Origin of the sequence: Mesorhizobium sp. M1312 (assembly GCF_040318115.1) — a bacterium.
Classification (GTDB): domain Bacteria; phylum Pseudomonadota; class Alphaproteobacteria; order Rhizobiales; family Rhizobiaceae; genus Mesorhizobium.
The window spans coordinates 32,339-46,040 of the sequence record NZ_JAMYLQ010000016.1; the positions used below are offsets into that span (position 1 = coordinate 32,339).

The following is a 13,702-nucleotide window of genomic DNA, read 5'->3' on the forward strand; positions in this document are numbered from 1 at the left end:
ATGAACCTTTTGCGGGTTTCAGACTTAGAGGAGATGGCCCGCTTCTACTTCGATCTAAACGACAATGGCGTACTCTACCCCGACGACGAAGGCACAGAGCTTGAAAGCCTGGGAGCCTTAGAAAGCGAGGCGGTGACGGCGCTGTTAGAGATAGCAAGAGATCGAATGCCAGATGGCACGTACAGGGAAGTGGCCTTTCATGTCCGCGATGGTGCCAGCACCCCGCTTTTTGTGGTAAAGGTCACGTTCGAATTGCTGCGCAACGAACGCTCAACCGATGACCAGGTGGGAGCCTGACATTCTCTTCCTTGAAGCCGCTCGCCTATGCCAAAAGCGGGCCATGGCCGATGTAGAAGACCTGCACTCAATCATCGCAGAGACGCGCCGCATAATCGCAGAGTCCCGGAAGCTGCTAGAGCGTCTAGCCGACAACGCGGGCGCTACCCCGCCGTAGGGGGAGGATTTTCCCCTTTTTGAAAGGGTGGCCGGCGACACATGGGTCAAGCCGGGCTGATCGGCCGCGTGAAGCACCTACGCGGCGAGGAGGATTTGCGGCATGCTTCGCTGTGGATTTCTGGGAGGAGAATTGACTCCTACTAGTGCTTCTCAACGAACGCTTTGCATGCGGGGGATAGCTGATCGATCATGCTTTGAAGATCGCATTTGCCGATCGGTGTCATTGGGCAAAGCCGTTTGTAGTCTTTCTTGCATTCCTTGCCTTGGAAGTTTTTGAAAGCCTTTGCCTCAGCGGCCATGGTGTCCAAAAGTATTCCCGAGAATGCTAACGCCAAGCCTAACCACAGATGCTTCCCCATAGCCGTCTCCCCTTGTTGCCTCACAATCTCAGTACAATAAATTAGGATACGCTAATGGCACGAGGCCTGCAAACCCCTTGCCGGCGCCAACCTCAGGATTATATTCCTCCCGTTGCGGCGACCCCATCAACGGAGATCGCCATGCCCCAAAAGACCCTCGCCGACACTCTGGCCGCCCGAGAATCCATCTATGTCAATTGCGGACATCCGTTGTGCTGCAAATCGACGAAGCTCCATATCCAGGCGCTGATTGACAGGCTTGGCCGTGGCCACGGCTCGATGCATGATGACCTGGTCGGGCTCTTTGTTTGCTCAAATTGCAAGGCTGCCGGCCGTGATCGACGGCAAGTGTTCTTCACATGCATTCCTGACTACGAAGGCCAGCAGCGGGCGCGCAATCGCGACTGGAAACCGACTTTTGGGTAGCGTTTACCCCGCCGCCGTGCGCGGCGGGGCAGTTCGATTTAAGCCGTCGTAGCTATTGCGTATTCCGAGGATCGTCCGCTGGATTGATGTACTTGATGCCCCATGGGCCATTGGTGGTGAGTTGGAGCACCGTCTCCTCGTCGAAGTAAGCAAAATGTGCCATGCCTTGCGGCAAAGCGAAGTAGCTGCCCGCAGGAATTGCTTTGGCGGCGCTCCGATCGGCGGTCTCGCCCATGCCAAGATTAACGGTCCCCGAAATTACTGTGTCAACCTCAAGCCCTGGATGCGTGTGCGGCGGGATCGCATACCCAGCCGGCAATTTGAGCCGAAGGGCAAACGGACCTTCCTTGGTCGGATCGCCGAACAAAACTGCCGCCTCTGCTCCGGCAGGGAGGGCTTTTGGGCCCGGGCCCCACTTAACTTCGTTGGGAGTGATCACAGTGTGCGCGTCCTCTGCCGAAGCAAAGGAGGCGATTCCGCAGGACACGATCCAGCCAATTGCAAGTAGCGATGCAACTTTCATGGTAGCCTCCCGTCTAGGCGGGCTACCCATTCCGGCCCGTGCCGGGGTGGGCTCGCCAAAACCGGTCAGATTAGGTCCGCGAGTCACGTCTAGGCAAGCGCCATTTGTAGCCGGAGCAGCGGCGCTGAACCAAGCGCGGCCGGGCACTCGCGAGCGGGGTAGGCCTAGCAGGGCACCGGGCCTGACCCGGCGGGGCTCAGCCGCCCACAACCTACGACGTGCCAGTGTTCGACAAGCTGTATTGGCGCACGGTGCTGACCACGAAGGACAGGGCCAAGGCGATGGCGAAAGGCGGCGTAGGACAGCGGCCTACGGAAACGCGCGCTGGCGGCCCCTACGCGCCGCTCCCGGCTGCGCAGTCCGCGCTTGCGCCATCATGTCAGACAAGCCTAATGTAATCCATGATCTGGCCATTTAGGGGGCGCGGCTGCGCATTCGGGTTGGGCGCTAGCATCGCCGCAGCCTGCGCTTTCGGAACTCCTTTGGCATCGGCACATGATGACTGGTACGAAAAACAGTGCTGCCATGACGAGCATTGCGAGCCGATGGCAGACGGTGCCGTTCGCGAAACAAGCAAGGGCTTCAAGGTGCCGTCAGGCGAATTGCTGCCTTACGCGGACGGCAGGGTGCGTCAGTCGCACGACATGCGTTTTCATTGGTGCCATGCCCAAAAAGTAACGGCAGGCCGGCATCGTGAATTCCCATCTCGCAACGCTGACGTTACGATCTGCCTGTACGTGCCGCCTAAGTCATTCTGACATTCTGTCCAGCTAGCAGTTCAGGGTTCCGCTTTGGACTTTGAATCGGCGCGCCACTCGCAACTTATCTTTTCCGCAGCACGCCAGCGCCTCAGGAATGAACTCGACGCCGGCCGCCTCTTAGCGCTGCGCGGAAAGTCGCCCATTGGTTTCACTCGGCTCTCAGTACCTGGTGTCTGATCAACCAGTCACGGGTGATCAATCGGACGGCTTCAGGCCGCGAAACATCATGCTCGGCAATAAATTGATCGACGCCCGCCAGCATGTCCGGTTGAAGGCCGACCATGATCGGCACACCCTTTCCAGTTGGGGCCGGGCCGCGCCGTACTCGCAGAAGAACTGGTGTATCTGAAACCTCGACTCGCCCTCTTCGTTACTGGTCATACGTTTGAGGATGAGGTGGTGGCCGTTTTGTCGGATTTGAGTTATAGCCCCGCTCCCAAGGTTCGAACCTCGAAGGAGTTTCAATGCTTCGGACACTCGGCTGGGCGGTATGCGGTCCTAACTCGGCATCCAACATATGCCGCTGCCGAATGGTTTGAGGAAGCTGCAGACATTTGTCGTCGTCTAAAAGCCCATTGATGACGACAGTTTGTCCGTCGTGGAACCCTCGGGGGCGCCGTCATTGGAGAGGGGCCGACCACTCGCCGAAGCCAGCATGAAGCAATGCTCTTTTCCTAGCTGTTCACTAGGAACCGGCAGGCGCGCTACAGGCTGCCAGCAATCCGCCTTGTTACGGCGACAACTGACCCGACAGGGGCTTGTAGCACTTGGCCGGCATGCTTGTTGGGCAAGGCCGTCAAACTGCCCAGTGACCTTATATGAGCGCCGTTCACTCATGCGACAGAGCAAGTGACCGGCTACGGCGAGCCAGCTTGGTGACCCGAGAAAAGGCCGCACAGTGGCTTGCGGCATTTGGCCAGTGTGGAAGCCGGCAGATACCGTTGCGCTTGGTGGTGGCTGTTTCTAAGGCTCGGAGGTGGCGGTCCCGACTTGCGGGGGGAAGGGGTACCCTTTCAGAGTTACCCAGCCGATGAAGCGCAGCAGAGTTTTCCCCTTTCCTGCATGGACAGCAAATGGCGCCTATCAGCCAGGACCTCATTGGCGGCGCCGCGTTTGTCGGTCCGTGCAGGCCGACAGGTCTAGGCGGAAACTCATAAATCGAGCGGCAGCTTCCGACCCCAAGCGGAAGTTTCGCTCGCCCGTGCCGAATTCACGCCCTTGACCCAACGGTGACATTCATTGTCCGCGTTGCGAATGGCAGCTTTGCGCCGATGTCGGCCATAGCGATCAGATCTACGGTTTCCTGAAAGCCGACATCGTCGGTATACGGGCGGGAGTCGTGGTTGCGCCAGGAGCGGTCACGCGAATTCGCGCTTGGGAATGACCGCGATTGGTGCAAAGCGGCCGTGCCGCGTTATGACCTGACGCCAAGATTTTATTGATCACACTATTAAAATGCTATGGGACCAGCTTGTAGTCTAACTCGGCTCGGCCGGGCGACGCGCGTGCGCGCCAGGAGTTGCATCGCCCAGCGTCCACATCATGTTCATCCCCTCTGCGATCGGGGCTGACCAGAAAGCCAGGCACGCGTCAGAAGCAGGCCCAGAACTGCGTGGACCGCCACCGCCGGCCACAACAGTTTTCCGACCTGGGTACCTTCGATACCGACATACGCGAGATAGATTGCGGCCAGGACGTTGTACGTCAACATGGCTGCCAGCGCTGCATTCCTGCCCGGCTCCTGCCGGCCAACCCAGCTACCCGCCGCCAGAGCGAGCAGCGCGATGCCAGCTACGCGGCCCACGGTAAGCCCGGTACCGGATGGACCGTTACCGAGTAGCAAGAAGCCAACCGTACTCGGAGCGACAACCAAGGCAGCGCCCGTTGCTGCCTCGATCAATGCGGCGACTGCAAGTAACGACGCAACTGGCATAGCCATCCCCTTTTGCTCGATGCCGGTTGCTGCCTCTACGATTCCGGCGTGTACCAGATCGGCGAAGTGTAGGCGCGTTCCGTGGTAGTCATCCGCACCTCGGGCGGCATGGTCAGGCCAAAGTACTTGGCATCATAGGCTGTCCAACGTGGTGTCGGAATCTCGATTACCCTGCCGTAGTAGAAAGCCCTTTGCGCCGGGTCGAACTCGGGGTCGGTCCAGACTGCGATCAGTTCCGGCCCACCGATCGTGTTGGTCCAGGTCGCGTTCGCAACGTCGACCGTATCTCCGACCGACGGCACCTTTCCATCAGCTCCCACCTTGCGGTCGCCTGTCCATGCTACGTCATAGACCTTCTCGTGCACTTCGCCGGCGGCATCCAGCCAGCCCTTGACGATCTGATAGCGGTCGAGGTTCGCGCCGATCGGATCCTTTAGTGCCGCGACCAGGAATGTTGGCGCCTTGCCGGCAGGTGCGTTGGTCAAGTCGCCGCCCATCGGCACGCCTTTGCTGTAGCCTGCAATCGCCGGGCTCCTCGAATTGGCGTCGTCGGCCGTGAAGTCGAAGCCACCGAAGAAGCGAACCAGTATGCGCGGACCTGTCGTGGCATAGGTTTCGCGCCGCTTCATGGCATCGAAGATCGAGGCGCGTGTGTTCTCCTGGGCCCAGACTGCGGCATAGCCCGACGCCGTCGTTTCCCAACCCATGATCTTCAGCCCGAGCTTCGGATTGGTCATGAACGGGTGGCTTGCTCGGCCTGGATTGGGCTCCGACGAGGAGACCTTGCCCCAGAAATTTTCGTCGTCGGCCGTGGCAAGGCCGGTGTGTGAGTCCGTCGAGCCAACAATCCCGAACTTGTATGGATTCACGCCAAGCTTCGCTTCAAGCTTCAGGCCGTTCTTCAATGCGGAGCGCGTATATTCGAACTCCAGCATCGCGGGCTTCTTAGCCTCGCTGAGATCGAGGTTGCCCTTGTCCCATTTCTCGAAATTGGCGAATTCGTCGTTCGGCGACAACGTCGGGTGGCTTTCGCCATCGCCCTTCATTTGCGTCGTCTCGTAAAGAATCTCCCACCGCTTCCGCTGTTCGGCATACTCGCGGTCGATTTCCTTGCCGGTAGTCGGCTCGATCAGCGGAAACATGGTCCCGTTACTGAGGTTGCCGTTGTGGGCGATCGCCAGAGCGCTGCCGCCGGTCTTTTCCTCGTAGTTGTGCAGCCATTTCCAGAGATCGCGCGGATTGTTGCTCCCGAGTGGGGGCGTCGTCGTATATGGCTCGATCAAGCCAGCTTTCTCGGCGCCATCGCGAAAGATGACGTTGCGGTGAAGGTTGTTGCCCTTGTCGAGAGATGTCCACTCGTAGCCAATGAAAGCTGTGAAACGGCCCGGATCGTTGGCCTCTTCGGCCGCATCAATGATGCTTTGCCATACCGACCGGTAGGCCGATGTGCCGGGCGAGTAGGTAATGTCCGGCGGGAATTTTCCCTGCGAAAAGGTCATAACAATGTCCCACGCGGCCTCGGCACCCTTGCCATCCTGGATCATGGCGTACCAGTTACGAGCCATGGGGTTCTGCATGATCTCGGGTTTGCCCGCGAGGAAGTCGGCGAAAAATCCAAGATTGTCGGAATGATCCGCGACGACCAGGAAATCGAGTGGACGCGAAAGCTTTACCGGCTGGCCGCTTGAGGCCGTGATCTCCTCGCCTTTGGCGAAGCGATAGGCTTCGGGAGGTCCCACCCTCGCTCCCGCCGCTCCGGCGTCAAAGGAAAGCGCTGTGTGAAGGTGGGTATCGCCGAACAATGGCCGCATCGGAAAATTGCGGCCTGCCCACGGCGAATACGGTCGCTTCGTCGCAAATATGTCAGCGCCGGAAGCCTTGTCAATATCGCCGATGTCTGTGTGCACGGCCTCTTGAGCCAGTGATGGCAGAGAAAGCGCCGCCAACAATCCGACAGCTGCGGCGCTGCGCAAGAGCGCTGTTTTCAGTGTGTATCCAGTGCCGGTCATGATCATCTTTCCTCCGTTTGGCGGCCGTATCGACGTTCCGCGCATGCTTTCTTGATCTATCCGATCGAGCGTCCAGTCATCCCGCCGCTCGCAGCATCGCGTCGAGCCGTTCGACGCCCCAGAATGCCGCCATCATGCCGATCCCATATGCAGATGCGATGACGGCTTGCCGCGGGATCGTGACGAACCGCCTGGCCCCGGCGACGATCGCGAGAATGGCTGCGATGAACATCAACTGGCCGAATTCGACGCCGACATTGAACGAGAACAGCGCAAGCGGAATGTCGCCGCGCGGCAGGCCGAGATCGACCAGCGCGCCCGCGAAGCCGAAGCCGTGGAGCAGTCCGAACACTAAAGCCACGACCCAGGGCCAGGCGATGGTCAGGCTGGTTCCGCCGCGCTCCATGCGAACGATTTCCGCCCCGACAAGCACGATCGAGAATGCGATCATCACCTCGACCGGCGCGGAGGGCAGCGTTGCCCAGCCGAGCGTGGCGAAAGTGAGCGTTATCGAATGCGCCACCGTGAACGCGGTGACTGTCTTCACCAGCATGCGCCAGTCCCGCACGATCAGCATCAGCGAGGCGACGAAAAGCAAATGGTCGAAGCCGAAAAGGATGTGCTCGACGCCGCTGACGATATAGGTTTTCGCTACGTGCCAGCTGCTCTGCGTGGCCGGGATCGTCGCGCCGGGCCTTCCGGGCGTGAGCTTTTCCAGCCAGACATAGCCGTCCAGAAATTCGATCCTGACCAGCGCATCGGTCATTGTGTTTTGTAGGCCGTCGATCGATACCGCCTGGCCCTCAAGCGGCTCGACCGCGCGTATCCGCCAGGTTTGCACCATCGCATCGCCCGTCGGGCTCGATACGACGGGGGTTAGCTTCACCACGTCGCCGGAAAATGCCGCAGACAAGGCCAGCCGTGCGTCGCCCTGCATGGGGGTCTTGAGCAACACGCTGAACACGCCGGGCAACTCTTCGCGCACGTCGAGATAGGCAGGCCGAACCTCATGCGCGGACGCGCCCGCGAGCGTCACCACGGCTGCGCAGAAGGCGAGCAGAAGGCGGAGGAGGAGCCGGAGCCGGGTCATCGCATCGACACGTCCGCTGCCGGCTGCGGGTCGAGTTGCGCCTTCACGCTGTCTTCGAACTCCACCCCGTATTTCTCGCGCAGCCGTGCAAGATACTCTTGGCTCACCTTCTGTTCGCTTTCGCGCCGCCACTCCGCGTCCACCTTGTCGCGCACCGCCTCGAACGCCGGCTTTCGCGCAGCCTCCCTTGCGCCGACGAATACGAGGTGCGTGCCATAGCCTGATATCAGCGGCCCACTCCATTTCCCGGTTTCGACTGTCAGCAGAGCATCGGCGAAGTCGTCCCCGAACGCGTTGGCAATGGCCTGCCGGTCAGCATTCGTCATCTCTGCTTCGAGCAGGAACCGATCTCCGAGTTCCGCCACATCGGCGCTGGCATCAGCGCTCAGCCTGGCAAGGACGAGACCAGCATCCTTGGCCGCATCCTTGCGGTTTTCCGGATTGAAATAGATCTGAGAGAACGACACCCGAGGGCTGTCCTCGAAACGTGCCGCATTCGCCTCGAAATACTGGCGCAGTTCTGCGTCTGTCGGCTCGGCCAGCCTCGACGTGTCCTCGACGAGAAATTTCAGCTTCTGGGCCAGCCGGCGGCGGACGATCGTATCGTTTTCGCCGAGGCCCATCGCCTGCGCTTCGCGGGCAAGCAGCTCCTCGTTGATGAGATCGGTCAACAGCCCTTGCAGTTCGACCGCGTCGGGCGGCCTCAGCCATTGGCTGGAATAGGTTTGCCTCAGCCAATGAATCTGGCCAGCGCTTATCCGTACCGGTTCGACGCCGTCCGATGCGGGCCTGCTCCCATTCAGCCAGGCATAGGCGGAAAACAACACCACGCCCGCAATTACAAAATGAACTAACGGCTCTCGAAGCAGCTTCATCCAACAACCGTATGCCCCAAACCTCTGCACGTAAACGGGCAGAGCGCTTAGCGGCCCGCCTCGGCTAATGTCCGCTTGGGTTAAAAAAGTCGCCGCTCGAGGTTCGCCTCCTAAGCGTCGGGCTTCGGGTCAGTCACGATGATGCCTACACCAACCTGAATGTCCGCTCTTGAATAATTCGCAGCCCGGCCCAAAAACGCGACGTCCGAGTGGTCGGCTTTGGCGATGTCCGTAGTTGGCGCTCGTTGCGCATTCCAATGAACGATTAGATCCCTTCCAGGTTGAAAGCCGGACTGAGGGACTTTACATCGGCCACATCTTAGAGGATGCTGAAATACGCCATTAGCATCTGTGGGACCCTTAGACTTCTGCGCATCGTGGATCGCCTGAAAACAACTTGTTTTCACGCGAAAGGGACAATTATGGGCGCCACTCTACTTTTGAGCGTCTGAACAAGCCGGTAACCGGACACCGCCGGCAGCCTGGCCACAACTATCGCCGTGAGGCATGGCACGCCGTCCGCCATATCCGTCGTCATCGCCGCCTGGTCGCAGTCGACGTGAGCACGCTCACCCAGAAGAGAACGGGAAACTCAGGACTAAACCAGGAGAGGAAAATGGGACGCACCGCAACAGAGACGTGGACATTTATAAGGGAGGGAAAGGCCATGAAACGTGCAACAGGGCTAGTCGTCGCCCTAACAATGTCGACGATTCATCACTCCTACGCCCAAGACGCCTTCAACGACGGTCGGTACTGCCAACAGAACCCGGGGGCATGTCGCGCTTCTCCCCCATCATCAGGCGGCGCCAATGTTTATATCCCCTCCGCACCGAGCGGCGGGGGTGGTGGCGGCGGGCTGGACGCCGGGGAGGCAGCCCTCATCGGTGTAGGAATTGGCCTATTGGGTCAAGTAATCCAACAGGCAACTAAGAACCCACAACCGCGCCAGCCATCGCAGTCCACGCAGGGCAAATGGCGCCCGACCATGCCTCACACGCGGCCGACGACTTACGCGCCAATCCAGCCGTCAGCCGAGGAACTCAGACTCCGGCAGCTCGACGCTTTCCGCCGACAACAAGTCAAACAACAGATTGAAGCCGAGAACGCCGCGAAGCTGGCGGCCGACAGCACGACATGGGGTAAGTTCAAGCAGAACGTCGGTTGGACGGATGATGACACGCGGGAAGTGCAGAAGGGCGTCGCCAAAGGGATGGCCAACAACGCCGCCAAGCGCACCTTAGGTGCTTGGATCAACGACACGTTCGGAAGCGGCACCGCCGAGACGCAGGAATTATCAGACAAGGCGGCCGACGTCATGCTGAACCTCAAGCAAGGTATCTGGGGCGCCCGTGAGCGTGTGGGCAACGTGGGAGATGCTGTCAAGAAAGATTTCCAGAAATGGCTGGACGACGGGGTCATCAACCCGATGAAGGACATCTAGGTGAAGTAAGACTAACAGTAACCCGAAGCAGGGTCGCGTTGTCACACGCGACCACAGAAGGGAGTGCATAAATGAAAAAGACTCTTTCTGCACTTGTAGGACTGGTTGCGCTTGCCAGTTGTTCAACTACCAGCGGCGGCACGGACGCCTCCACCATCACCAGCACAATCAAGGGTTACCGCAGTTGTACCGTGAAGACCATGGCGCAGAACCTAAGCAGCCCAGAACGCGTTCACATCGGGGCAACCGTTGACGACGCTTGCGGCGATTACATGGACAAGTTCGGCGCGGAACTCAAGAAGGCCGGCATCAAGCCCGCACAGGTGACTTTGTACCAGAGCCAGCTACGTACTACGATCATGAAATACTCGACCGCCGCTATCACGGCGATCATGTACGAAGAATATCAGAAACAACAGAACGCAAACAAGAAACCGTCGTAGGTATGGCACTGGTCGGTTTGACGGACTGTTGGCGTTGTCGTGGCCGACAAGTGACCGGACAGTGCCGCTTTGCGCCTGACGGGTGCGCCTACACTGGCAACGGTAGCCAAACTACGCGACAGCCTTGTATGCATCAGACTAACGGGCCAGGTGCGGTGGGTCGTTGGTAGCTGGGCGGAGCACCTTCATGTGTACGGTCTCAACGCCCGGCGGCGCCGGCTCACATAGAATCTAGACCGTATATCTCAGGAAGCATCGCAAGGGTTCCCTGATTTTCCTGAGCGAAACGCGCGTTGGGAGGGGCCAGTCCGAATTTGCGGCCAGATCCGTCTACCAATCTTATCGCGATCATAGGGCAGCAATTCTCACCGCTACACCTCCTCATCTTGAGCCCGTGTCCTCCTGACTGGGAAGGGAACTATGTTGCTTTCTGCCAAATCCAGAGCGGCAACTATTGCCCGCCGCACATCTTCATGACCGTCAAATTGTTGAGGGGTGCACTCCTCGACAGCCTCCTCCAGCCGCAACGTCAGACGGGATGCTTCTTCGTGCAATTCATCCAGAGTGACGTATTGGAGAAGAGTGTCACCATCATTTCCAGGTAGCGATTTCAACTTCCCTGTCCTTGCTTCATAGTGAAGGAAATCGATACCGCCGGCCAACTCCTCACCGTTGAAGTAGCAATGTGCAATTACGTTGCGTAGCTGCTGATGATGCCGCACCTGGTTAAAGATGTCTTCGTAGTCTAGTCCCTGGCGCCCTACGCCAGTTTCAGTGAGATTGATCTTCTGACCAATGTGTAGGGCTTTCTGAAGCAGCAAGGCACCCCAATCCTTGAGGCCAAAGACAGCTCTAAACAGTTCGTCGATTTGAATTTCAAGTCTGGCGAAGTCCTGGAGAAATCTCCCCACATACCTCCAAGCCTTTTCCTCATCATCATCGTTGACCATCGCATACCCCTGCTGCAGCCGGAAATGAGCTTATCGCCCCAAAACGGGGTAGAGTCTATTTAGCTGTCAAAATGGAGAAGCACATTGTACGGCCTTCCAATTAGCGCACATACCTGGTCGCGGCTCACCGAATGCAACGAAAAGCTTGCAAATGCGGGATTATCGCCACGTGGCGTTTTCGCACCTGCTAGTGGCCCCGGTTATGAGCGCGGCGGAAGACGAGCGCTACTTTATGTCGGCAAGAGTGCCGGTCCACTTGGCACGAAGGTCGGTTCAGGCTCGGATCAAACATCCAATATCGCAGCTTCAACGAGGTGGATGATTGAGCGCCATAACAAGTCTGCCTTTTGGCAGTTTGCTGAGCTGTTCGATCGCTCACGTCATTCTCTTGCATGGACAAACGTTTGCAAAATGGACCAGGGCGATGGCTCCCGCCCCCCTTCACTCACATTTTGGGGCACGGTGGCCGCCGCGCACGTTCAGGCGCTCAAGGAAGAAATCATTGCCTTCAAGCCACGCGTAACTCTCTTTGTCACGTCTGAGTTCGCCAGGGGCTCCATCCAGGCGCTGCTCGAGGGACTTGGTTATCGTTTGCTACCGAGCGGTGCCGGCGGCGAATGGACCAAACTTTGGAGTGACGGCGGGCATGGCTATGCAGTGCTCACCCGCCATCCCCAAGGTTGGTCGACGGCTGATCGCGCTGGCACGGTGAAGCTCGTAAAGGAACTTCTCGGCGACGAATTTTAAGGCAGCACCGACCGTTTCATCATTTGCCACAGCAAGTGGCCCAAACGCCCAGCAACCATTGTTAGTGAAACGCTACGCCAGTTTCCCCTGCGGTCAAAAGGAAGTGATAGACGATACCTTTACGATCTCCAAAAATGTCTTCATTCCCATGCAGTATGTGCAGATGGCAGTGGAAGAAAGTTCAGTTCAGTTATGCAAGTGCCCTGAGAGCCAGTGCACCCCCCTGCCCCCTGGGTGTAAGAACAAGTCCTGCTCATGACCGATCTCCCAAAAGTCAGCGCCCATTGTGCGTGGCTGGTGCATAGATTTTAGCCGTAGTTCTTTTAATTGGCCTAGCTTTCATCGCCAAAACCCAGCAGCGATGCATGGCGTATGTGGCTGTGATCGCCGCGAAGATGCTTGATGCGCAGTTTGACGCCAGGCGCGACCCATTGAGTCGCCGGCCGTTTCTTCATGGCCTCGGGCGGCGGCCCGGCATGCTCTTGGACGCGCTTCCACAGTCGTTCCCGCATCTCGCGGCCCAGGGTGATGAACGCCGAACCGACATATTTCGTTGTGCCTGGTTCCGCCAGTAACGCGAAGGTCGCCTTGCCCGTCTCACGCTCGACGCCCATCAGTTCGAACTCGTCGACCGTCCAGCTCTTGGTCTTCAGCCAGTTCGTCGTCGGGCCGCTGCGATACTTGCTGTCGGCACGCTTCGAGACGATGCCTTCGAGCCCGGCCTGGTCGGCGAGATAGAAGATCGCCTCTGGGTCACCAGGTCACCAGGAATCGCCTCGCTGAACTGTATCCGGCTGTTTGGCTTGATGATGCCGTAGAGGATTTCGTGCCGCCCCTTGCAGCCGATGTCACGCAAGTCGTGGCCATTCAGGTGCAGGATATCGAAGGCGCCGAGAACCATGGCATAGGGATCGCTGTGGACGGCCGTTTGGAGCGCGCCGAAATCCGGCAGCCCGGCCGAATTGGTGATCGCGTTCTCGACCTCGAGCTCCCGCGCGGCTTCGACCAGCCCTGTATATTTGCTCGTCCAGTCCGCACCGGTTTTTGTATAGACGCGGATATCCTCGGGGCTGTTGATGACGATCTGGGAGCGGTAGCCGTCGAGCTTGATTTCGTGAATCCAGTCCTCGCCACCGGGCGGCTTGGCGACCAGCTTAGGCTCCATCGGCGGAATGAACTCGAGCCGGCGGGCGCCGGTACTTACAATTTTACGCACTTATTCGATTCTAGGCGGCGGGCTTATATTAGCCAGAGTGAACAGAACGTGATTCCGGGCCAAGCCTTCACACCTTCGCCTTGCGCCAGCCCGCCCACCAAGCCTCCCACTGGGAGCAGAACCAGCGCTCCCCTCGATCCGGATTTATCTGCGTAGCCAGATAATACTCCTGACCTGGACCCAGCGTGGCCTCAGATGGAAACAAGCTATGGAAGCCTGGGCCGCTGCCATGGAGGACGAGCTGTCGTCCGGCAGGTTTCCGAGGAAGCTGCCATAGAGGAAGGAGTGTTCCTCCCTTCTGACTAACGCGCGCCCGATCCCGATCTTATTTTCGCGATTTTACCGAAGGCGAATCTATCCAGGGTGATTGCGCTTGAGACCGAGGGCGACCAATTGGACAATCTTGACACCGCCCCACAGGCGGGAATTGTTCAAGAAGGCCTTCCAATGGGAAATCACGGTTCCCGCCG

General features: G+C 58.7%; 15 protein-coding genes. 6 read left to right on the plus strand and 9 right to left on the minus strand.

From position 1 onward, the window contains the following. Nucleotides 1-33 precede the first annotated feature (33 nt). Nucleotides 34-297: a DUF6894 family protein gene (locus tag NKH36_RS19100; RefSeq protein ID WP_352958121.1), complete on the plus strand. Its 264-nt coding sequence runs from the start codon at nt 34-36 to the stop codon at nt 295-297. 299 nt (nt 298-596) lie between these two features. Here the strand turns inward: NKH36_RS19100 and NKH36_RS19105 are convergent, their stop codons facing one another. Next, the gene (locus NKH36_RS19105; RefSeq protein WP_352958120.1) at nt 597-815 is read right to left on the minus strand and encodes a hypothetical protein; all 219 of its coding nucleotides are present in this window, start codon (nt 813-815) and stop codon (nt 597-599) included. Nucleotides 816-869: 54 nt separating this feature from the next. Between NKH36_RS19105 and NKH36_RS19110 the strand changes: the two genes are divergently transcribed. Beyond that, nucleotides 870-1,241, plus strand: coding sequence for a hypothetical protein (locus NKH36_RS19110; protein WP_352958119.1), 372 nt, complete (start codon nt 870-872; stop codon nt 1,239-1,241). 52 nt (nt 1,242-1,293) lie between these two features. On the opposite strand, the gene NKH36_RS19115 is transcribed toward NKH36_RS19110, so the two are convergent. Beyond that, entirely contained in the window at nt 1,294-1,764 is a 471-nt protein-coding gene (locus NKH36_RS19115; RefSeq protein WP_352958118.1) for a cupin domain-containing protein, read from the minus strand. A gap of 903 nt (nt 1,765-2,667) precedes the next feature. On the opposite strand from NKH36_RS19115, the gene NKH36_RS19120 reads away from it, so the two are divergent. Continuing rightward, nucleotides 2,668-2,874, plus strand: a complete 207-nt coding sequence (locus tag NKH36_RS19120; RefSeq protein ID WP_352963890.1) for a hypothetical protein — start codon at nt 2,668-2,670, stop codon at nt 2,872-2,874. A 1,197-nt stretch (nt 2,875-4,071) separates the two neighbouring features. Here NKH36_RS19120 and NKH36_RS19125 read toward each other — a convergent pair. The 4 genes from NKH36_RS19125 to NKH36_RS19140 all read right to left on the minus strand — a co-directional run bounded on the left by NKH36_RS19125 (nt 4,072) and on the right by NKH36_RS19140 (nt 8,432). Continuing rightward, the gene (locus NKH36_RS19125; protein ID WP_352958115.1) at nt 4,072-4,329 is read right to left on the minus strand and encodes a hypothetical protein; all 258 of its coding nucleotides are present in this window, start codon (nt 4,327-4,329) and stop codon (nt 4,072-4,074) included. A gap of 164 nt (nt 4,330-4,493) precedes the next feature. Then, entirely contained in the window at nt 4,494-6,467 is a 1,974-nt protein-coding gene (locus NKH36_RS19130) for a DUF3604 domain-containing protein (RefSeq protein WP_352958114.1), read from the minus strand. 76 nt (nt 6,468-6,543) lie between these two features. After that, nucleotides 6,544-7,557: a HupE/UreJ family protein gene (locus NKH36_RS19135; protein ID WP_352958113.1), complete on the minus strand. Its 1,014-nt coding sequence runs from the start codon at nt 7,555-7,557 to the stop codon at nt 6,544-6,546. After that, entirely contained in the window at nt 7,554-8,432 is an 879-nt protein-coding gene (locus NKH36_RS19140) for a peptidylprolyl isomerase (RefSeq protein ID WP_352958112.1), read from the minus strand. The genes NKH36_RS19135 and NKH36_RS19140 overlap by 4 nt, the downstream gene beginning before the upstream one ends. A gap of 667 nt (nt 8,433-9,099) precedes the next feature. Between NKH36_RS19140 and NKH36_RS19145 the strand changes: the two genes are divergently transcribed. Both NKH36_RS19145 and NKH36_RS19150 read left to right on the plus strand, forming a co-directional pair. Then, nucleotides 9,100-9,876, plus strand: coding sequence for a hypothetical protein (locus tag NKH36_RS19145; protein ID WP_352958111.1), 777 nt, complete (start codon nt 9,100-9,102; stop codon nt 9,874-9,876). Between the two features lie 71 nt (nt 9,877-9,947). Continuing rightward, nucleotides 9,948-10,319 carry a lipoprotein gene (locus NKH36_RS19150; protein WP_352958110.1) on the plus strand — a complete coding sequence of 124 codons (372 nt, stop codon included), beginning with the start codon at nt 9,948-9,950 and terminating at the stop codon, nt 10,317-10,319. A gap of 371 nt (nt 10,320-10,690) precedes the next feature. On the opposite strand, the gene NKH36_RS19155 is transcribed toward NKH36_RS19150, so the two are convergent. Then, entirely contained in the window at nt 10,691-11,269 is a 579-nt protein-coding gene (locus NKH36_RS19155) for a hypothetical protein (RefSeq protein WP_352958109.1), read from the minus strand. Between the two features lie 84 nt (nt 11,270-11,353). Between NKH36_RS19155 and NKH36_RS19160 the strand changes: the two genes are divergently transcribed. Further along, nucleotides 11,354-12,016 (plus strand): hypothetical protein, encoded by a 663-nt coding sequence (locus NKH36_RS19160; protein ID WP_352958108.1) that lies wholly within the window; start codon nt 11,354-11,356, stop codon nt 12,014-12,016. 332 nt (nt 12,017-12,348) lie between these two features. On the opposite strand, the gene NKH36_RS19165 is transcribed toward NKH36_RS19160, so the two are convergent. Together NKH36_RS19165 and NKH36_RS19170 are read right to left on the minus strand one after the other, a co-directional pair. Continuing rightward, nucleotides 12,349-12,630, minus strand: a complete 282-nt coding sequence (locus NKH36_RS19165; protein ID WP_352958107.1) for a hypothetical protein — start codon at nt 12,628-12,630, stop codon at nt 12,349-12,351. Between the two features lie 35 nt (nt 12,631-12,665). After that, on the minus strand, nt 12,666-13,232 hold the full coding sequence (locus NKH36_RS19170; protein ID WP_352958106.1) for an ATP-dependent DNA ligase: 567 nt from the start codon (nt 13,230-13,232) through the stop codon (nt 12,666-12,668). Nucleotides 13,233-13,702 lie beyond the last annotated feature (470 nt).